Source organism: Streptomyces sp. iso_384, from assembly GCF_056172905.1.
Genome location: NZ_JBWBTT010000001.1, coordinates 5,077,958 through 5,096,647 on the forward strand (window position 1 = coordinate 5,077,958; position 18,690 = coordinate 5,096,647).

21 protein-coding genes are annotated in these 18,690 nt (G+C 71.8%); 3 read left to right on the top strand and 18 right to left on the bottom strand.

Annotated features, from left to right (window positions below; all coding sequences use genetic code 11):
• The first annotated feature begins 78 nt into the window (after positions 1 to 78).
• A complete protein-coding gene (locus AC0VY3_RS22760) occupies positions 79 to 1,287 on the top strand; it encodes a L,D-transpeptidase (RefSeq protein WP_103508201.1) in 1,209 nt (402 codons plus the stop codon).
• 122 nt (positions 1,288 to 1,409) lie between these two features.
• Positions 1,410 to 3,017, top strand: coding sequence for a CocE/NonD family hydrolase (locus tag AC0VY3_RS22765; RefSeq protein ID WP_103508202.1), 1,608 nt, complete (start codon positions 1,410 to 1,412; stop codon positions 3,015 to 3,017).
• Positions 3,018 to 3,049: 32 nt separating this feature from the next.
• Here the strand turns inward: AC0VY3_RS22765 and AC0VY3_RS22770 are convergent, their stop codons facing one another.
• The 5 genes from AC0VY3_RS22770 to AC0VY3_RS22790 form a co-directional block, all read right to left on the bottom strand.
• Positions 3,050 to 3,937 (bottom strand): amino acid ABC transporter permease, encoded by an 888-nt coding sequence (locus tag AC0VY3_RS22770; protein WP_475550462.1) that lies wholly within the window; start codon positions 3,935 to 3,937, stop codon positions 3,050 to 3,052.
• Entirely contained in the window at positions 3,934 to 4,578 is a 645-nt protein-coding gene (locus AC0VY3_RS22775) for an amino acid ABC transporter permease (protein ID WP_103508204.1), read from the bottom strand. The genes AC0VY3_RS22770 and AC0VY3_RS22775 overlap by 4 nt, the downstream gene beginning before the upstream one ends.
• 17 nt (positions 4,579 to 4,595) lie before the next feature.
• The gene (locus AC0VY3_RS22780; RefSeq protein WP_103508205.1) at positions 4,596 to 5,525 is read right to left on the bottom strand and encodes a glutamate ABC transporter substrate-binding protein; all 930 of its coding nucleotides are present in this window, start codon (positions 5,523 to 5,525) and stop codon (positions 4,596 to 4,598) included.
• Positions 5,526 to 5,537: 12 nt separating this feature from the next.
• Positions 5,538 to 6,281: an amino acid ABC transporter ATP-binding protein gene (locus AC0VY3_RS22785; RefSeq protein ID WP_103508206.1), complete on the bottom strand. Its 744-nt coding sequence runs from the start codon at positions 6,279 to 6,281 to the stop codon at positions 5,538 to 5,540.
• A 156-nt stretch (positions 6,282 to 6,437) separates the two neighbouring features.
• Positions 6,438 to 6,878 (bottom strand): DUF6278 family protein, encoded by a 441-nt coding sequence (locus AC0VY3_RS22790; RefSeq protein ID WP_103508207.1) that lies wholly within the window; start codon positions 6,876 to 6,878, stop codon positions 6,438 to 6,440.
• 108 nt (positions 6,879 to 6,986) lie between these two features.
• Between AC0VY3_RS22790 and AC0VY3_RS22795 the strand changes: the two genes are divergently transcribed.
• Positions 6,987 to 7,766 (top strand): SDR family NAD(P)-dependent oxidoreductase, encoded by a 780-nt coding sequence (locus AC0VY3_RS22795; protein ID WP_103508208.1) that lies wholly within the window; start codon positions 6,987 to 6,989, stop codon positions 7,764 to 7,766.
• Positions 7,767 to 7,802: 36 nt separating this feature from the next.
• On the opposite strand, the gene AC0VY3_RS22800 is transcribed toward AC0VY3_RS22795, so the two are convergent.
• The 13 genes from AC0VY3_RS22800 to AC0VY3_RS22860 form a co-directional block, all read right to left on the bottom strand.
• Positions 7,803 to 8,549 (bottom strand): Clp protease N-terminal domain-containing protein, encoded by a 747-nt coding sequence (locus AC0VY3_RS22800; RefSeq protein ID WP_103508209.1) that lies wholly within the window; start codon positions 8,547 to 8,549, stop codon positions 7,803 to 7,805.
• An 87-nt stretch (positions 8,550 to 8,636) separates the two neighbouring features.
• Positions 8,637 to 9,416, bottom strand: a complete 780-nt coding sequence (locus AC0VY3_RS22805; protein ID WP_032767892.1) for an exodeoxyribonuclease III — start codon at positions 9,414 to 9,416, stop codon at positions 8,637 to 8,639.
• 42 nt (positions 9,417 to 9,458) lie between these two features.
• The gene (locus tag AC0VY3_RS22810) at positions 9,459 to 10,112 is read right to left on the bottom strand and encodes an MBL fold metallo-hydrolase (protein WP_475550463.1); all 654 of its coding nucleotides are present in this window, start codon (positions 10,110 to 10,112) and stop codon (positions 9,459 to 9,461) included.
• Between the two features lie 12 nt (positions 10,113 to 10,124).
• Positions 10,125 to 11,390, bottom strand: a complete 1,266-nt coding sequence (gene pcaDC, locus AC0VY3_RS22815; protein ID WP_475551721.1) for a bifunctional 3-oxoadipate enol-lactonase/4-carboxymuconolactone decarboxylase PcaDC — start codon at positions 11,388 to 11,390, stop codon at positions 10,125 to 10,127.
• Positions 11,391 to 11,669: 279 nt separating this feature from the next.
• Positions 11,670 to 12,257, bottom strand: a complete 588-nt coding sequence (locus AC0VY3_RS22820) for an anthrone oxygenase family protein (RefSeq protein ID WP_475550464.1) — start codon at positions 12,255 to 12,257, stop codon at positions 11,670 to 11,672.
• A 150-nt stretch (positions 12,258 to 12,407) separates the two neighbouring features.
• Positions 12,408 to 13,349, bottom strand: coding sequence for an alpha/beta hydrolase (locus AC0VY3_RS22825; protein ID WP_475550465.1), 942 nt, complete (start codon positions 13,347 to 13,349; stop codon positions 12,408 to 12,410).
• Complete coding sequence (locus AC0VY3_RS22830) at positions 13,346 to 14,185, bottom strand: beta/alpha barrel domain-containing protein (RefSeq protein ID WP_242743114.1); 840 nt, start codon at positions 14,183 to 14,185, stop codon at positions 13,346 to 13,348. Before AC0VY3_RS22830 ends, AC0VY3_RS22825 begins: the two co-directional genes overlap by 4 nt.
• Before the next feature lie 48 nt (positions 14,186 to 14,233).
• The gene (gene trpF / locus AC0VY3_RS22835; RefSeq protein WP_103507669.1) at positions 14,234 to 14,935 is read right to left on the bottom strand and encodes a phosphoribosylanthranilate isomerase; all 702 of its coding nucleotides are present in this window, start codon (positions 14,933 to 14,935) and stop codon (positions 14,234 to 14,236) included.
• Complete coding sequence (locus AC0VY3_RS22840) at positions 14,932 to 16,077, bottom strand: acyl-CoA dehydrogenase family protein (RefSeq protein ID WP_475550466.1); 1,146 nt, start codon at positions 16,075 to 16,077, stop codon at positions 14,932 to 14,934. The genes trpF and AC0VY3_RS22840 overlap by 4 nt, the downstream gene beginning before the upstream one ends.
• 131 nt (positions 16,078 to 16,208) lie before the next feature.
• The gene (locus tag AC0VY3_RS22845; RefSeq protein WP_103507667.1) at positions 16,209 to 16,583 is read right to left on the bottom strand and encodes an ectoine synthase; all 375 of its coding nucleotides are present in this window, start codon (positions 16,581 to 16,583) and stop codon (positions 16,209 to 16,211) included.
• Positions 16,570 to 17,409: a tryptophan synthase subunit alpha gene (gene trpA, locus AC0VY3_RS22850; RefSeq protein WP_103507666.1), complete on the bottom strand. Its 840-nt coding sequence runs from the start codon at positions 17,407 to 17,409 to the stop codon at positions 16,570 to 16,572. Before trpA ends, AC0VY3_RS22845 begins: the two co-directional genes overlap by 14 nt.
• Positions 17,399 to 18,415 (bottom strand): hypothetical protein, encoded by a 1,017-nt coding sequence (locus tag AC0VY3_RS22855; RefSeq protein WP_242743111.1) that lies wholly within the window; start codon positions 18,413 to 18,415, stop codon positions 17,399 to 17,401. The genes trpA and AC0VY3_RS22855 overlap by 11 nt, the downstream gene beginning before the upstream one ends.
• Before the next feature lie 3 nt (positions 18,416 to 18,418).
• The gene (locus AC0VY3_RS22860) at positions 18,419 to 18,682 is read right to left on the bottom strand and encodes an acyl carrier protein (RefSeq protein WP_103507664.1); all 264 of its coding nucleotides are present in this window, start codon (positions 18,680 to 18,682) and stop codon (positions 18,419 to 18,421) included.
• Positions 18,683 to 18,690 lie beyond the last annotated feature (8 nt).

Genomic DNA, 18,690 nt, shown 5'->3' on the forward strand with positions numbered 1-18,690 from the left:
TCCGGGAGCGAAGACGGAACCCGACATGAGGGAAATGCCTCTCCCTTGCTGAGTGCCGCTGCCCTGGAGGTTTTTCCGTTGAGTCCCGTACGCCCGCGCATCCGTCGTACCGCCCCGGCCGGCCGGAGGGCCCGGCTCGCCCTGACCGGGCCCGCGGCGCTGCTCGCCGCCGCGCTCACCGCGTGCTCGGGCGGCCCCTCGGGCTCCGCCGAGGCGGGCGGGGACGGCAAGGCGCCCGAGACCAGCGTGTCGGTGAACCTCAGGGGCAAGGCCGCGACGCCCGGCGGGCCGGTGAAGGTGACGCTGGCGCACGGAAAGCTCAAGACCGTGTCGGTGACGGCGGGCAAGGGCGGTGCGCTGGCGGGGAAGATATCCGCCGACGGCCGGACCTGGATATCGGAGCGGGTCGCCGCACCGGGCACCGCGTACACGGTCGAGGCGAAGGACACGGACGGCGGCAACGACCGGGTGGCGTTCACCACCGCCGCGGCCGAGAAGGTCAACAAGCTGTCGCTGGCGCCGGGGAAGAACACGACCGTGGGCATCGCACAGCCGCTCTCCGTCGTCTTCGACCACCAGGTGAAGGACAAGGCGGCCGTCGAGAAGGCCCTGAAGGTCTCGACGTCCGACAACACCGAGGGCTCCTGGGGCTGGCTCCAGGACTACTCGGGCAAGGACCGCGTCGACTGGCGGCCCAAGGAGTACTGGAAGCCCGGAACGAAGGTCACCCTGGACGCACGGCTGAACGGCGTGAACACGGGCGCGGACGGCGGCTGGTTCGTCCGCGACTACACGACGACGTTCACGATCGGCGCGGCCCAGGTGGTCGAGGTCGACCTCGACGGGCACCGGCTCGCCCTGCACCGGGACGGGAAGCAGGTCCTGGACATCCCGATGTCGGCGGGCACCCCGGGCGGCGAGAAGGCCTCCTGGCGGGGCACGGCGGTCCTGATGTCGAAGGAGGGCACGATCAACATGCGCTCCGAGACGGTGGGCCTCGGCGACGCCTACGACAAGATGGTCGACTACTCGATGCGGCTGACCTGGTCGGGGATGTACGCCCACGCGGCCCCGTGGAACGCGGGCTATTTCGGCCAGGCCAACCGGAGTTCGGGCTGTCTCGGGATGAGCGACGCCGACGCGGCCGCGCTGTACGGACAGGTACGGGTGGGCGATCCCTTCGAGATGACCGGCGCGGACGCCAAGGGTCCGGTCGCCGAGGGCAACGGGTACGGCGCGTGGAACGTGTCGTGGGCCGACTGGCAGGCCAAGAGCGCCCTGAAGTGAGCGACTGCTGACACGACGTCCAACAATCGTTACCCTCACGCAACACACGCGACAGTTACCAGCGGTAAACAACCGGGGTTACCGTCGGGTCACTTTGCACTGACACGCGTGAGGAGTGACCCGTGGCACGTCCGAAACCGGCACTGCGCACCACCGCTTCGATCACCACCGCCGCCGCCCTGCTAGCCGGGGGCGCGCTCGTCTCCGCACCGGCGGCGACCGCCGCCCCCGCCGTCGCGCCCGCGAGCACGACGGCCCAGGGCCTGACGTTCCACGACATCCCCGGCTCCGGGGGCGTCACGCTCAAGGGCAACGTCTTCACCCCGGCCGGAAACCAGGCCGGGGCCCAAGCCGGGGCGAAGCATCCACTGATCGTCTTCCCGGCGAGCTGGGCCATGCCGCAGATCGAATATCTGGCGCAGGCCCAGAAGCTCGCCGACTCCGGCTACGTCGTGGTGAGTTACACCTCACGCGGCTTCTGGCTCTCCGGCGGGAAGATCGAGGTGGCCGGACCGCCGGACATCGCGGACGCCTCCGCCGTCATCGACTGGGCGCTGGAGCACACCTCCGCCGACCCGGACCGCATCGGCATGGGCGGTGTCTCCTACGGCGCCGGCATCAGCCTGCTCGCGGCCGGGCACGACCCCCGCATCAAGGCGGTCGCCGCGCTCAGCGGCTGGGCCGACCTGATCGACTCGATCTACAGCGGGCGCACCCAGCATCTCCAGGCCGGCGCCCTCCTCGGCGGCGCGGGTGTCCTCACCGGCCGCCCCAGCGATGAGCTGACGCAGACGCTCAAGGACTTCCTCGGCTCCAGGCTCGACAAGGAACCGGAGATGATCGCCTGGGGGAAGAAGCGCTCCCCTGTGACGTATCTGGACCGGATCAACGCCAACGGCGCGGCGATCATGATGGGCAACGCCTGGGGCGACACGATCTTCCCGCCCAACCAGTACGCCTCGTTCTACGACAAGCTCACCGGCCCCAAGCGGCTGGAGTTCCGCCCCGGCGACCACGCCACCGCCGAGGCCACCGGACTGCTCGGCCTGCCCAACGACACCTGGACGAGCACCCGCCGCTGGTTCGACCGCTATCTCAAGGGCGAGCGCAACGGCATCGACACCGAGCAGCCGGTGCAGCTCAAGTCCCGCAGCGACAAGGGCTACGAGGGTTACCCGGACTGGAAGTCGGTCGGCGCGGCGAAGAACCGGATCCCGCTGGACGGCACCAAGAAGGTTTGGGCGAACATCGATTCGGGCGCCAACGGCGGCATCGCGATCCTGTCCAACGCCCTGGACCAGTTCCTGAAGCTGCCGCCGAAGGTCTCCGTCCCCCTGCTGCCGCGCACCTTCGCGAGCGTGTGGCAGTCGGAGCGGTACGCCACCGAGCAGCGGATCCGCGGCACATCGGCGCTGCACACGACGGTCACCAGCACGAAGCCGAGCGGCACCCTCGTCGCGTATCTCTACGACGTGGGGCCGCTCGGCGTCGGCAAACTGGTCAGCAATGCTCCGTACACCTTCCACGGGCAGACGCCGGGCCGGCCGTTCCCCGTGGACCTGGAGCTGTACTCCACGGCCTACGACGTCCCGGCCGGTCACCGGCTCGCCCTGGTGATCGACACCGTCGATCCGCTGTACATCGAGCACAACCCGACCGGCGCGCAGCTGACCTTCTCCTCGCCCGCCACGGACCCGAGTCATCTCTCGGTCCCGCTGCGCGAGAAGTGATCACCGACTGCTGCCGGGCGGGCACTGCCCGGCTACTGCCCTCCCGGCAGCAGCGTCCCCGGTTCGGCCGGGGCCACCCCCACCGCCTCCGTCTTCGGATTGCGCCGCTGACGGCGGGCCACCCAGGTGGCGAACCACGAGAGCAGCATGCACATCCCGATGTAGATCGGAGAGATCACCATCACGACGGGGATGAAGGGAAGATCGTAGTCGAGATTCGACGCGATCAGCTTTCCGGCGTGGAGGAATTCCTCGTAGGTGATCAGATAGCCCAGTGAGGTGTCCTTGAGCGCGACCACCAGCTGACTGATGATGGTCGGCAGCATCGCGCGTACGGCCTGGGGCGCCAGGACGAACGTGGTGACCTGCGTCTTGCGCATGCCGAGCGCGTACGCGGCCTCGCGCTGGCCCCGGTCCACGGAGTCGATCCCGGTGCGGAACACCTCCGCGAGGACCGAACCGTTGTAGAGCGTCAGACCGGCGACCAGGGCGGGCAGCGGCTGGACCTTCAGCGCAACGAAGATGAAGAAGATCATCACCAGCACCGGCATGGCCCGGAAGAACTCGACCAGCAGGGTGGAGATCCAGCGCAGCACCCGGTGTTCGGAGAGCCGGCCGACCGCGAGGACCGCGCCGAGCGCGAGCGAGAGGACCGCGGCGTACGCGAACGCCTTGAGGGTGTTGCCGAGGCCGCGCAGGAGCAGCTCCTGAATGCCCTTGTACTCGAAGGGCGTCCACTTCTGCGCGGTGAACTGGTCGGTGTCGAAGAGCAGATAGACGATCCAGCCGAACAGCGCCACGATCAGCACCGTCGAGGCGATCCCGTACATCCTGTGCCGCTTACGGGTCACCGGTCCGGGGATGTCGTAGAGCGCGGTGGCCGCGGGCGACGACGGCCCGCGGGTGAGGGTCTTGGTCATCGTGCCACTCCCCAGCGCTTCTCCATCACGTTGAACACCGCGCTGATGGTCAGGGTGATGATCAGGTAGCCGACCGCGATCCAGATGAAGGACCAGATGATGCTGTACCCGAGCTCGTTGAGCGTCTTGTAGGTGCCGAGGAGTTCGGTGACGCTGAACGCCCCGGCGATCGCGGAGTTCTTCGCCAGCGCGATCAGGGTCGAGCCGACCGGTGGGATCACCGACCGGAACGCCTGCGGCAGCACCACGGTGCCGAGGGTCTGGCCGAAGTTCATGCCGAGGCTGCGGGCCGCCTCGCCCTGGCCCTTGGGCACGGTGTTGATGCCGGAGCGCAGCACCTCGCAGATGAAGGCCGAGGTGTAGCAGCCGAGCGCGATGACGGCGAAGACCTGGAACGGCAGGACCAGCCCGAAGCGGGGCAGGCCGAGCAGGACCGCGAAGAACAGCAGCGTCAGCGGGGTGTTGCGGAGCACGGTCACCCAGACCGTGCCCAGCACCCGGAAGGAGCCGATGGGCGCGACCCGGAAGGACGCCATCAGGAAGCCGAGGACGAGCGCCAGCGCGGAGGCGTAGACGGTCAGCTCGACGGTCCCGAGGAAGCCCTTGCCGTAGAGGGAGAAGTTCTCTGTCAGTACGTCCATGGGTGAGGCGCGTCCCCTCAGTTCGCCGGGTAGCGGTCGATGGGCGGCGGGGTCGGCGCGGGCGCTCCGGAGAGGCCGAGCGTCGCTTCGTACGCCTTCTTCCAGTTGCCGTTTCTCTCGTTGGCCTCCAGCGCGTCGTTGATCGCGTTGCGCAGGGCGTTGTCGCCGCGCGGTACGCCGATGCCGTACGGCTCCTGGGAGAAGGGCTTGCCGACGACCTTCATCTCGTCGGGCGCCTTGGCCGCGAAGCCCAGCAGGATCGCGTCGTCGGTGGTGACGGCGTCGACCTGGTAGGTGAGGAGGTTGTCGACGCAGATCGAATACGTGTCGTACGCGACGAGCGTCGCCTTGGGGTAGTCGGCGGCGATGCGCTGGTAGGGGGTGGAGCCGGCCGCCGAACAGACGGTCTTGCCCGCCAGGTCCTGCGGCCCGTTGATGTCGTTCTCGTCGGTGCGCACCAGCAGGCCCTGGCCCGCCATGTAGTACGGGCCGGCGAAGCCGACGAGCTTCTTGCGCATGTCGTTGATGGTGTAGGTGCCGACGTAGTAGTCGATCTGTCCGTTCTGCAGGGCCGTCTCGCGGTTGGCGGAGGCGATCGTGCGGAAGCGGATCGTCTTCGGTTCGAAGCCGAGCGAGGCCGCCACCATCCGGGCGATCTCGATGTCGAACCCGGAGTAGATCCCGGTCGCCGGGTCCTTCTCCCCCAGGTACGGCTGGTCCTCCTTGGCGCCGACGACCAGATAGCCGCGCCGCTTCGCCTTGGTCCAGGTGCGGGAGTCGGGCAGCTCGAAGCCGGTGTCGACCTGGTACGTCGGCAGGGCCTCGGCCTTGGGGCCCTTGACCGGCGGGCTGCCGTCCTTGCCGCAGCCCGCGGCGAGTGCGGCGAGCAGGAGACCGGCCACGAGGGCGGCCGCCCTGCCCGTACGCGTGTTCCTCGTGCGCAACATGGAAGCCTCCCCTCAGTGCTTGAGGATCTTGGACAGGAAGTCCTTGGCGCGGTCGCTCTCCGGGTTCGTGAAGAAGTCCTCCGGGGTGCGGTCCTCGACGACGCAGCCGTCGGACATGAACACGACGCGGTTGGCGGCGGAGCGGGCGAAGCCCATCTCATGGGTGACCACGACCATGGTCATGCCGTCCCGGGCGAGCTGCTGCATGACCTCCAGCACCTCGTTGATCATCTCCGGGTCGAGCGCCGAGGTCGGCTCGTCGAAGAGGAGCGCCTTGGGGTCCATGGCCAGGGCGCGGGCGATGGCCACGCGCTGCTGCTGGCCGCCGGAGAGCTGGGCGGGGAACTTGTCGGCGTGCGCGGCCAGACCGACCCGCTCCAACAGCTCGCGGGAGCGCCGGTCGGCCTCGTCCTTCTTGCGCTTGCGGACCTTCAGCTGCGCCAGCGAGACGTTGTCCAGCACGGTCTTGTGGGCGAAGAGGTTGAACGACTGGAAGACCATGCCGACTTCGGCACGGAGCCGGGCCAGCCCCTTGCCCTCCTCGGGAAGGGGGCTGCCGTCGATGGTGATGCTGCCGGACTCGATCGTCTCCAGCCGGTTGATCGCCCGGCAGAGGGTGGATTTCCCGGAGCCGGAGGGGCCGATGACCACCACCACCTCCCCGCGGCCGACGGTGAGATTGATGTCCTGAAGTACGTGCAACTCCCCGAAGTGTTTGTTGACGTCCCTCAGTTCGATCAACGGATCGACGGCCATGCGCTGCCCTACCCACTTGTCGCTGTGTCGAGGTCAGCGCAAACTATCCATCGCGAAAAGGGACTTCGCACCCGACACGCGTAAATGGCGCAAAAGGCTTTTTAACTGGATTAGTCGAAGAGGACAGGGGTGGACGGGAGCCGACCGGCTCCCGGGTCAGTTCTCCGCGGACTCCGCGTAGACCTGGGAGAGCTCCGGGCTGCCCGCCATCGCCCAGTCGAGACCGGCCGCGACGACGTCGATCTCCCGCCCGGACTCCAGCCGCACCACGGGCCGGCCGCTCGGCCAGATGTCCCACGCGGCGCCCGGGACGGTCCGCACGATCACCGTGCCGAGATAGAGACCGGCGTCGTTGCCGAGCCAGGGAAGCTCTTCGGGGTCGTCGCGCCAGCGGGGCGGCAGCTGGTCGAGCGCGGCCAACGAAGTGGGGGTGTCGTCGAGTTCGAGTCCGTGCTGCCCCGCCCGGACGCGCAGCAGTTCGCATTCGGCGAGCAGCTCGGCCACACCGTCGGGGTCCGTCTCGACGGCGGCGGCGAGTGTGCCTGAATGCGTACCACCCTGACGCTTACGCCAGTTGTCCAAGAAAGGGATGTTCATACCACTAGGGTCCCATCCCGGCCAGGTTCCGCACCACAGGGCGCGCGGCGTTCACCGTTCCCCCACCCGCCCCGGCCCGGCAACCGAGCGGATATCTAAAGTACGTACATGAGTGCACAGACGTACGTCGCGGAACTGTTCTCGCTGGAAGGCCGGGTGGCGGTGGTCACCGGCGGAAGCTCCGGCATCGGCCGGGCGATCACCGGCGCCCTGGCGCGGGCCGGGGCGAGCGTCGTGGTCGTGGCCCGCCGGGAGGCGGAGCTGAGGAAGACCGTGGACGAGCTGACCGCCGAGGGCTGCCGGGCGGCCTGGGCGAGTGCGGACCTGAGCACCACCGAGGGGGTCCGTGCGGGGGCGGAGGAGGCCGTGGTGCCGTTCGGCGAGCCGGACATCCTGGTGAACTGCGCCGGGATCAATCTGCGCCCGCCGATGACGGAGCTCGGCGAGGACGTCTGGGACATCACGATGGCGGTGAATCTGAAGGCGCCGTTCCTGCTGGGGCAGCGCTTCGGGCCGGGCATGGCCGAGCGGGGGTACGGGCGGATCATCCACGTCACCTCGCAGCAGGCGCACCGGGCCTTCGTGAGCAGCGGTGCCTACGGGGTGTCCAAGGGTGGTCTGGAGTCGCTGACCCGCTCGCAGGCCGAGGCGTGGTCGCCGCACGGCGTCACCGTGAACAGCCTGGTGCCCGGTTTCGTGCTGACCCCGCTGAACGCACGGCTCCAGTCGGACCCGGAGAAGGTGGCGTCGCTGGCCGCCCGCACGCTGGTGGGCCGCAACGGTCTCGCGGAGGACTTCGCGGGGGCCGCGGTGTTCCTGGCGGGGCGCTCCTCGGCGTACGTCACGGGGCAGTCGGTGTGCGTGGACGGCGGGTTCTCGGTGCACTGAGGCCGCCGTCCACGCACCCGGGGGTCGCCGCGGGGCTCAGGGCTTCTGCTGCCGGAGGGCTCCCGCCGCCTCGCCCACCGCCCGCTCCACCGCGGCGGACACGGCCTCCTTGTCCAGGCCGAGGCCGGTCAGCACGCCGGAGCCGTCCTCGAACTCCAGCAGGGCCAGCAGGACGTGCTCGGTGCCGACGTAGTTGTGGCCGAGCCGCAGGGCCTCGCGGAAGGTCAGCTCCAGGACCTTGCGGGAGTCCGGGTCGTACGGGATGAGCTCGGGCACCGTGTCCACGGGGGCGGGCAGCGCCGCTGTCGCCGCCGCCCGCAGCGCGTCCGGCTCCACGCCCTGCCCGAGGAGGATGCGGGCGGCGATGGCCTCGGGCTCGGCCAGCAGGCCGAGAAGGAGATGGGCGGGGACGATCTCGGCGTGCCGGGCGGTCCGGGCCTCGTTGTGGGAGGCGACCACCACGTTGCGGGCGCGCGGGGTGAAGCGGTTGAAGCCCTCGTTGGGGTCCAGGTCCGAGGAGCCTTCGCCCTTCTTGGGCACGAAACGCTTCTGGGCGGCCTGGCGGGTGACCCCCATGCTCCGGCCGATGTCGGTCCAGGAGGCGCCGGAGCGGCGGGCCTGGTCCACGAAGTGGCCGATGAGGTGGTCGGCCACGTCTCCGAGGTGGTCGGCGGCGAGGACCGCGCCCGAAAGCTGCTCCAGGGCGTCGTCGTTGGTCTTCTTGATGGCCTCGATCAGGTCGTCGAGGCGTACGGAAGGGGTGACGGGAAGAGGCTGCGTCATGTGACAACCGTAGGTTGACACCCAGGGAGTGTCAACCTCAGGTTGTCACGTGGTGCGCGACCTCGCGCCCGCCTCCGCCCGCCCCGCTCAGAGATCCAGGTCGACGACGACCGGGGCGTGGTCGGACGCGCCCTTGCCCTTGCGCTCCTCGCGGTCGACGTAACTGTCCTTGACGGCGGCGGTGAACGGGGCGTTGCCGAAGGTGAGGTCGATCCGCATGCCCTTGTTCTTGGGGAACCGCAGCTCGCGGTAGTCCCAGAAGGTGTAGGCGCGGTCGTACTTGAGAGGACGGGGGTGGACCTCGCTCAGGCCCTCCGCCTCCAGCGCCGCGAGGGCGGCGCGCTCGGCGGGCGTCACATGGGTGGCGCCCTCGAACAGCGCCGGGTCCCAGACGTCCTCGTCGGTCGGGGCCACGTTGAAGTCGCCCAGGACCGCGAACGGCAGGCTCCCCGCGGCGTCCGCCGCCACCGCCTTCCGCAGGGCCTCCAGCCAGCGCAGCTTGTACGCGTAGTGCTCGTGCTCGACCTCACGGCCGTTGGGCACGTACACCGACCACAGGCGCAGCGGGCCGCAGGTCGCGGAGATCGCGCGGGGCTCCTGCACCCCGTCGTACTCCGGGCCGCCGGGCAGCCCGGTGACGACGTCGGCGAGGCCGACGCGGGAGAGCAGCGCGACCCCGTTCCATCGGCCGGTGGCGTTGACCGCGGACTCGTAACCCGCCTCGCGCAGGGCTTCGGCGGGGAACTGCTCCGCCGTGCACTTGGTCTCCTGGATGCACAGCACATCGGTGCCGCTGCTCTCCAGCCAGGCCAGAAGCCTCGGCAGCCGGGCGGTGATCGAATTGACGTTATAGGTGGCGATGCGCATGGCAGCCAACCTAGCGGCTCCCACTGACAGCGACCGCCGGGCTCACAGCTCCGTGGTGCCGCCCGGGGCCAGCCGGCCGTGGTCCGCGCCGCCCAGGGCGCCGATCTGGTTGTCGTAGATCGGCCGCGCCAGATCGGTCAGCAGGGCGTCGTGGACGTCGATGGCGCGGCGCGGCTTGACCTCGCGTACGTAGTCGATGACCTCGGAGATCTTGCTCCAGGGAGCCATGACCGGCAGCAGGAGGGTGTCCACGGGGCGCTCGGGCACGGTGAGCGCGTCGCCGGGGTGGAAGACCGAACCGTCGACGAGGAAGCCGACGTTGGTGATCCTCGGGATGTCCGGGTGGATCACCGCGTGCAGCTCGCCGTGCACGGTGACGTCGAATCCGGCGGCGGTGAACGCGTCCCCGTCGCCCACGGTGCGCACCCGCCCCGGGAAGGCGGCCGAGAGCTGCTCGGCGACGCTGCGCAGCGTCCAGACCTCGGCCGCCGGGTTCGCCTCCAGGCCCGCCCGCAGCCGCGCCTCGTTGAAGTGGTCCGGGTGCTCGTGCGTCACCAGCATGACGTCCGCGCCGAGCGCCGCGTCGTCCTCGGAGAAGCCTCCGGGGTCGATGACCAGGACCCGCCCCTCCTTCTCGATCCGGACGCAGGAGTGGGTCTTCTTGGTCAGGGTGAGTGCCCGAGGCGATGCGTTCATGGCCCCATCCTGCTACGCGGGCGGCGTGGTTTCCTCCTGGATCACCTTCTGCGCGACGGCAAAGGCGGCCCCGGCGGCCGGGATGCCGCAGTAGACGGCGGTCTGGAGCAGAACTTCCTTGATCTCGGCGGGCGTCAGACCGTTGCGCAGGGCGGCCCGGGTGTGCGCGGCCAGGCCCTCCAGGTGGCCGGAGGCGACGAGTGCGGTGAGCGTGATGACGCTGCGGGTGCGGCGGTCGAGGCCGTCCCGGCTCCAGACATCGCCCCAGGCGTACCGGGTGACCAGCTCCTGGAAGTCCTCGGTGAAGGCGTCGGCCGAGGCGTTCACCGCGTCGACATGGGCGTCGCCCAGCACCTCGCGGCGTACCTTCGTGCCCTGCTCGCGCCGGTCGTCCGGGGTCGGTGCGAGGGCCTCGGCGGCGGCTGCGGCCGGGGCGATCTCGGCCACCGGGGCGAACGGGGCTGCGGGCGTCGCGGGGCCGGGGACCAGCGGCAGTACGGGGATGGCGGCCGAGGTGTCCTGCTGCCAGGCGGTGGAGAAGTGCATCAGCAGCAGGTCGCTGACGGCGGCGGGCTGCTCGACCGGGGCGAGGTGCGAGGCGCCGGGGACGAGCGCCAGGCGGGCGTCCGGTATCCCGGCGACCAGCGTGCGGGCCTCGGCGGGCCCGGTGACCTGGTCCTCCGCTCCGACCAGGACCAGCGTGGGAACGCCGATCCGGCCCAGCGCGCCACGGATGTCGAACGCCGCGAGCGCCTCGCAGGCGGCGATGTAGCAGCCGGGGTCGGTGGTGCGGACCATCTGCACGGCCCACTCGACGATGGCGGGCTGCGCGGCGGCGAAGCCGGGGGTGAACCAGCGCTCCGGCGCGGTGCGGGCCATCGGCTCCAGGCCGTTGGTACGGACGATCACGCCGCGCTGACGGAACTCGTCGGCCGTGCCGAACCGGGGCGAGGAGGCGACGAGCGCCAGCGAGGCCACCCGGTGCGGGTGGCGCAGGGCCAGGTCCGCGCCGATCGCGCCGCCGATCGAGCAGCCCGCGTAGCCGAAGCGCTGGACGCCGAGACCGTCCAGCGTGGCGAGCAGCCGGTCGCCCAGCTCGGCGACGGAGGCGGCGGCATGGGCGGGCGCGCCGCCGTGGCCGGGCAGGTCGTAGCGGAAGATCCGCCAGTGCTGGGACAGCTCGGGAATCTGGCGATCCCACATGTGCCACGTCGTCCCGAGCGAGGGACCGATCACGAGGACCGGGGCGTCCTCGGGCCCGTCGAAGCGGTACTGCATGGATTCCGTCGGCTTGTCACTCACCGTTCCCACGCTCCCACATCTCCCCGGGCCGCCGACCGGCGGGGGGCGGGACGGGGGCCGCACCGCGTCGAGCGGTACGGAGGTGGAGCACGGCACGCACAGGTGCCCCCTTTCGCCGGCCGGCACAGAAAGGGGGCTCACCCTATGCGAACGCAAATACGAGAGAATTAACCGAGCATGCGGGAGGCGTCGATCAGCCGTTGCCGGATGAAATACCGGTACCTCACTTCTTCCGACTCCTCTCCGGACTCCTTTCTACCGGAGCGCAGGGGATTCCGGCTTCCCGTACCGGAGCAGAGCGGCGCACAGGGCACCGAGGCTCAGAACACAGAAAAGGGTCCGGAAGATGTTCACCGGCACCCATACCGATTTGAAGTCGTCGATCACCGCATGCACGTCCCGGGCGGACGCGGGGTCGCCGAGCGCCGCGAGGTCCGCGTTGAGGGGAAGGTTGACCGCGACGGTGACGACGAGCACCAGCAGGTAGCAGAGCGCCGCGGCGGCCAGCGGCAGGGCCACCGCGCGGCGCTTGCGGCGGAAGGCCACGATCGCGGCGGCGACCGTGAGCCCCAGCGCGGCGAGGAAGACCAGGCCGAACAGCGCGCTGCCGTCGATCGCCGCGTTGAACCGCTGCATGGCCGCCGCGTAGGCGGCGTCGTCCAGCTCGGCCAGGCCCGGCATCACGGAGATGTCGTAGGCGAAGAACAACCCCGCCATCAGCCCCGTGCAGAGCACGGATGCCACGAGGAGCGGCGCGGTGATCCGGTCGCCGGCGGGCGGATGCCCGCCGGGCCGGGCCGGGCCGGCCGGGTACGGGGTGGCATGGGGAGGGTAGTGGCTCATGTCGCAGTCCTGTCGATCGGATGGACTCTCCCGGGCGGTGGCGTACGGTGCACGCGGCAGAACGGAGCGTGTACGCGGTGCGCGCGATCATCCCAGCAGGTTCAGGGCCCAAAGGTCCATACCTCACGCGCTCACGCGCATACGCGTACGTCACCCCCGGCTGTCGGAGGAGGCCGCCAGGCACTCCTCGAGGAACGCCAGCGCCCGTGCGTGGTAGAGCGGGGCGGCCAGCCCGAGGCTGAGGTTGTGTCCGGCCTCCGGCAGGCGTTCGACGGCGGGGCGGCGCGTGCCCGTGAAGCTCGCGGCCACCGCGGCCAGTTCGTCCCGGTCCAGGCGCCACCAGCCCTCGTACGCGCCGAAGGTGAGCCGCACCGGGCAGCGCACCCGGGCGGCGGCCGCCGGGAACCGGGCGGGCCACCGCCCCGTCTCCTCCTCCTCCGCGGCCGGAACCTCGCGGAGCAGGGCGCGGCTGGCCCGGAAGGTGCCGCCCGGATAGAGGCGCAGCGGACCCCAGTTGAGCTCTCCCGCCCCACCGGCCAGGGTGTCCGGGAAGTGGGCGGCGGCCGGTGCGTAGTGCCAGCCACAGCCGTTGAGGTCGAGCCCGAGCAGGCGGTCGGCGGGGGTCGCCCCGCTCCAGGGTTCTCCTGCCAGGTGCAGGGCGGTCTTGCCGCCGTCGGAGTGTCCGAGCAGGAAGAACCCGGCCCCGACCGGGTGGAGTTCGGCGTAGCCGGCGAGTGATCGGCGCAGCAGCCGGGCCTGTTCGGCGAGCGGCAGACCGTGCGGGAGGGCGGCGCGGGAGAGACCGTAGCCGGGCCGTTCCACCGCGAGGACCGTGTGGCCGAGCGAGGTGGCGAGGGCGAGCAGTGAGGTGTGCGGGGCGACCGGTCCGGCGAAATAGCCGGGTGACATGGCCCGGCCGTGGACGGCGACGAGCACGGATCTGGGCGCACCGGTGGCCGGTTCGGCCCGCCAGGCGCCGAGGCGGTGGCGGCCGTGGCCCAGCACGATCTGCTGCACGCCGCTCAGGGCGACGTCGTGCCCGGCCGCGGTGACGTCCGCCGTGGCCACCGACTCCGTCGGCGCGGCGCTCACGCGGGCACGTCCTCGGCCTCGCCGGCGGGAGCGGCCGAGGCGTCCGGCCGCGCAGCCGCCGCGCCGGCCACGGGGGCGGGGTGCGGCAGGACCGAGGGCGCTTCGACGGTCAGCGGCACCACGACCCGCCCGGTCTCCTCGGCGCCCGCGGCTCGGTGTGCGTCGAACTCGGCCAGCCAGGCGTCCACGCTCGGCGCCCGCAGCAGCGCGGTACCGATGAGCAGGCCCCGGTAGCCCTCGGCCAGCAGACCGGCGGCGGTGGCGGGGTCGCTCACCGCGCTGGCGCTGACGGGGCAGAGCGTGCCCGCGGCCCGTACGGCGGGCAGCAGCGCGCGGCTGCGGTCCAGGTCCCCGGCGTCCCGTTCGCGTGCGGTGATGTCCTTGTTGTTGACCGCGACGACACAGTCCTGCGGGTTCGGCAGCCCGATCGCCTCCTCGGCGCCGGTGATCTCCACGAACGGGGTCAGCCCGTGTGCCTGGCATGCGCGGGCCAGGTCGTGCAGGGACTCCCGGGGCAGCAGCGCCGCGGTCAGCAGGACCGCCGAGACGCCCGCGCGGGCGGCGGCGGTGACCTGATCGCGCCGGGTCACGAAGTCCTTGAGCAGAACCGGGACGTCCACGCGGGCGGTCACCTCGTGCAGCATGGCGGCCGACCCGCCGAACCAGCGGCCGGTCACGACGGACACGCACGGGGCTCCGGCCCGCTCGTAGGCGGCGGCGATGTCGCCGGGAGTGCGGCCCCGCAACAGGTCGGCGCCGTGCGCGTCGCGGGACTTCACCTCCATGATCACGGGGCGCTCCGCGCCGAGGAGCGCGGAGAGGAAGGACTGCGTCATCGGGCTTTCCTCACGAAGTGGCGGGCTTCTCTTGCGGGGCGGGGGACGTCACGGCGCAGGGGCGGGCGTGCCGGTCCAGGCGCGGTCCAGCGCGGCGACCCGGGCCGGGTCGAGTGGGCCGCCGTCTCCACGGGCGGCGTGGTCGATGTCGACGCCCCGGAACCCGGGGTGCGCGGCGAAGGCGTGTCCCGGTGCGTCGGCCTCGCCGAGGCCGCCCGCGAGGATGAACGGCCGGGGCAGGGCGGGCAGCAGGGCATCCAGCGCCTCGGCCGGGACGCGGTGGCCGGTGCTGCCGACCGCTCCTCCCCGGGTCGCCGCGTCGATGAGGAACAGGTCCGCTCCGGCGCGGGCGTACGCCGTGAGGAACGGCCGCTCGACGCACGCCCCGTCGAGGACGTGCACGGCCTTGACCAGCACCGCGTCGGGCACGGCCGCGCGCAGGGCGGCCACGGCCGTGGGCGGCTGGTAGGCGTGGAGCTGGATCCAGCGCACCCGGGCGGCGCGGGCGGCCGCGGCGATCCGTTCGGCGTCGTGCAGGAAGGTGACGAGCACCGGCTCGGCCCGGCCCGCCGTGCGGACGGCGTCGGCCAGTTCGGTCAGCCGAGCACCGGTCAGATCGCGGGCCCCGTTCTCCACCCCGTACCAGAGGCCGACGAGATCGGCCCGTGGTGCCACGGCGGCGGCCTCCTCGGGGGCGGTGGCTCCGCACACCTTGAGCAGCGGCCGGGGCGGTCCGGCCGGGGCGCTCATCCGCCGAGCCCGAGGGCCGAGGCGACGTGGTTGTACTGGATGTCGTTGGTCCCGGAGTAGAGGGTGCCCGCGACCGCGGCCCGTACCTCCTTCTCCAGGCCGACCTCGGTGAGGTAGCCCGCGCCGCCGAAGACGCGGATCGCCGAGAGGCTGGTGGAGAGGGCGGCCTCGCTGGCGAGGATCTTGGTGATGGCGAGGTCGGCGGTGACGTCCTCGCCCGCGGCGAGCCGCTCGGCGGTGTCGTAGAGCCACTTGGCGGCCGTCTCGGTGCGGATCTGCATGTCGACCACGCGGTGCGAGACCGCCTGGTAGTCGCCGATGGAGTGGCCGAAGGCCCGGCGTTCCCGGGCGTAGGCGACGGTGCGCTCCAGCCGGTGGCGCATCTCGCCGAGCTGGACGGTGAAGCCGAACAGGATCTCGCGCTTCATCACGTGGTCCAGGACGAGCAGCCCGCCGCCGACCCGGCCCAGCACCCGGTCGGAGGGTATCCGGCAGCCGTCGAGGTGGAGGGTGGACAACGGGGCGGTGCGCAGGCCCATCTTGGCGGTCGCCCCGCCGACGGAGAGGCCGGGGGTGTCCCGGTCGACGAGGAAGGCGGTGGTGCCGAGCGGTCCGCCCTCCGGGCGGGTACGCGCGTAGACGACGAAGACGTCGGCGATGGGGCCGTTGCTGACGAAGGCCTTGCCGCCGGTGAGGACGTAGTGCGTGCCGTCGCGCTCGGCGCGGGTGGTCATCGCCATGGCGTCGGATCCGCTGTCGGGTTCGGTGATGGCGTGCGCGCCGATCAGCTCGCCCGAGCAGATGCCGGGCAGATAGCGCTCGCGCAGGGCGTCGCTGCCGAAGGCGGTGAGGGGTACGCCGGTGCTGGCCATCGACGTGGTGGCGCAGAAGTTCAGCCCGGACTCCCGGCAGGTCTCGCCGAGGGTCTCCAGGACGTGCAGGGTGGTCAGGAGGGACTGGCCCGCGCCGCCCCACTGCTGAGGGAACGGCAGCCCGAGAACGCCGCTGTCGGCGAGGGACCGCCAGCGGTCCGGTTCGAACGCGGACCGGGCGTCCGCCTCGACATGTCCTTCGCTCAGGATCTTGCCCCACTGGGCCATGCCGGCGCAGAGCGCCTGCTGATCCGCGTCGCGGTTTCTCATGGCGGAGCCTTCCGTACGGGCCGTGCGGGTGGCCTCGGTCGATGTCGGGCGGAGAGGTGACGGCGGTGCCCCGTCGTCGGATCGGCGGGCGCCCGTGGTTCAGGCGCCCGTCGGGTGAGCGGCTGTGCGGCCTAGTAGGCGGAGGAGACGCCCTCGGCCAGGCTGTGCACCTCGTCGCCCTGGAGCGCCGGGGCGAAGACGCAGACCAGACGCAGGTCCTCGTGGGGCGAGGCGATCAGGAAGTGCGGGTCGTTGTTGTCGAGCGAGTAGAGGACGCCCGGCGACAGCGGATGACTGGTGCCGTCGAGTTCCACCACCTCGCCGGAGCCCTCGATGCAGTAGCAGGTCTCCAGGTGGTTGCGGTACTCCAGGCGGGACTTGGTCCCGGCCCGCACGGTGGTGTCGGTGACGCTGTAGCCCAGGCCGTCGGCGTCCAGGATGAATCTGCGACTGAGTCCGTTGCCCCAGTCGACGGTCTTGACGGTCTCGATGTTACGGATGAGCACGGGGGTCCTCCTTCGGACGGGCGGTGTGGGGACGGCCGAGGGCGGCGACGAAGGAGCGGTAGCCGTCGACCGGGTCGGACCCGGCCTCCAGACTCCGTTCCAGCGCGGCCACTCCGGCGGAGCCGACGATCGCCGCGTCCGCACCGCTGCAGGCGACGGAGACGAGATCCTCGGCGGTGGACACCCCGAAGCCGACGGCTATCGGGGAGGCGGTGAGGTCGCGCAGGGCGGCGACGGACGGCGCCAGACCGGCGTGGCCGCCGTCCGGCGTTCCGGCACCGCTGCGCCCGTAGTGCGCGACCAGGTAGAGGTATCCGGTGGCGTGGGCCGCCGCCTCAGCGACGGTGGCCGGTGCGCTGGCCGGGTAGCAGGTGGTGACCTCGGGCAGGCACGCCGCGCGCAGCGCCTCGTGGTGGGCCGGCCGCAGCCGGGGCGGCAGGCCGTGGGCCAGCAGGGCGTCGGCGCCGCTGTCCGCGACGGCGCGGGCGTAGTCGGCGGGCGCGGCGGTGCGCAGGCTGTGGCTCCAGTCGGCGAGCACCGCGATCCGCAGCCGCTTCAGCCCCGGCCGTACGGCGGCGACGAAGGCCAGGGTCTCGCGGAGCCCGACGCCCTGCGCCAGGGCCCGGTCGGCGGACCGGCGCACGACGGGCCCGTCGGTGGGCGAGTCGGGGAAGGGGACGGCCAGTTCGAGGCAGTCGACGCCCGACTCGTCCAGCAGCGCGACGAGGTCGGTGAGGACGGGCAGCGGCGGGTCGCCCGCGTTGAGGAAGACCGCCAGGCCCAGTTCCTCGCGGGCGCGGGCCTCGGCGAAGAAGTCAGCCGGCACGGCCCGCCCCCTTCAGCCGCTCCAGCAGGTCGAGCGCCGCCCCGTCGTCGAGCGCGGCGCCCGCCTCGGCGACCGCCTTCGCCCAGTCGTCGCGGTGGCCGGACGCCAGGGCGAGCGCGGCCGCGTTGAGCTGGAGGGTGGCGCGCAGAGGACCGCCCGCCCGGCCGGCGAGAACGGTTCGGAAGTGCTCGGCGGCGGCGTCCCGGGGGACGGGGGCGAGATCGCCGGGTGACCCGTCGGCGGGGACGAGGTCGCCCGCGCGGAGGGTCAGCGTGCCTCCGTCGGGAAGGTGGATCGTGTTGTCGCAGATGCTGAGGAGTTCGTCGGCGCCGAGCGGATTGGTGACCAGCCACGTCGCCGGGGCTCCCGGCCTGGACGCCACGGCCCGCAGGGAGGGCGGGATCCGGCCCCCGCTGACGCCGGTGACCTGGGCGGCCACCGGGACGGCCGCGAGGAACGGGCCCAGGGTGTTGAGGAACCGGCCGAACACCCGCATGGACGTCGGCACGGCCAGCAGGGCGAGCCGGGCCAGCTGCACGGGGTAGACGAACGGCCCGGTGAAGGCGATGCCGTGGGCCTCCAGGTGGCCGGACGCCTGGTCGAGCGAGGCGGCGAACGGGACGCCCAGCCGGTCCAGGAGGTCGACCGAACCGGTGCGCGCGGTGTGGGCGCGGGAGCCGGACTTGACGACCCGGACCCCGCAGGCGGCGGCGACCAGTGCGGAGGCCGTGGACAGGTTCACGGTGGGCGGGCCGCCGCCGGTGCCCACCACGTTGACGGTGCCGGGCCACGGCGTCGCGGGCCGCGCGGGGCGCCGCCGGTCCAGCGCGTCGAGCAGGGCGAGCAGGCTGTCCTCCTCGGGCAGGGCCGCGGTGAGGGAGGCGAGGAGCGCCAGCGCGTCGCCGCGGTCCAGTGCTCCGTCGGCCAGCGCCTGCCAGAGTGCGTCCCACTGCTCGGGGCCGGCCGGGGCGCGCCGGTCGACCATCGGGACGAGGGCCGGGTGCACGGCTCAGCCTCCCGTGGCGGCGGTGCTCCGGGAGCGCGCGATGTAGGCGTCGATGGCGTTGACGCTGCGGAAGTTCTCGGGGTCGAGGTCGGTGTCGCCGACCGCCAGCCGGAAGTGGTGCTCGACCCAGGCGATCAGCTTGAGGACGCCGAGGCTGTCGAGCGCACCGTCGGCCAGGAGGTCCATGTCGGGCGGGAGTTGGGAGGGGGTGAGGTCGGGAAGGAACTCCCGGACGATGTACTCGCTGATCTGGTCGGCGTTGCTCACGGAGTGCT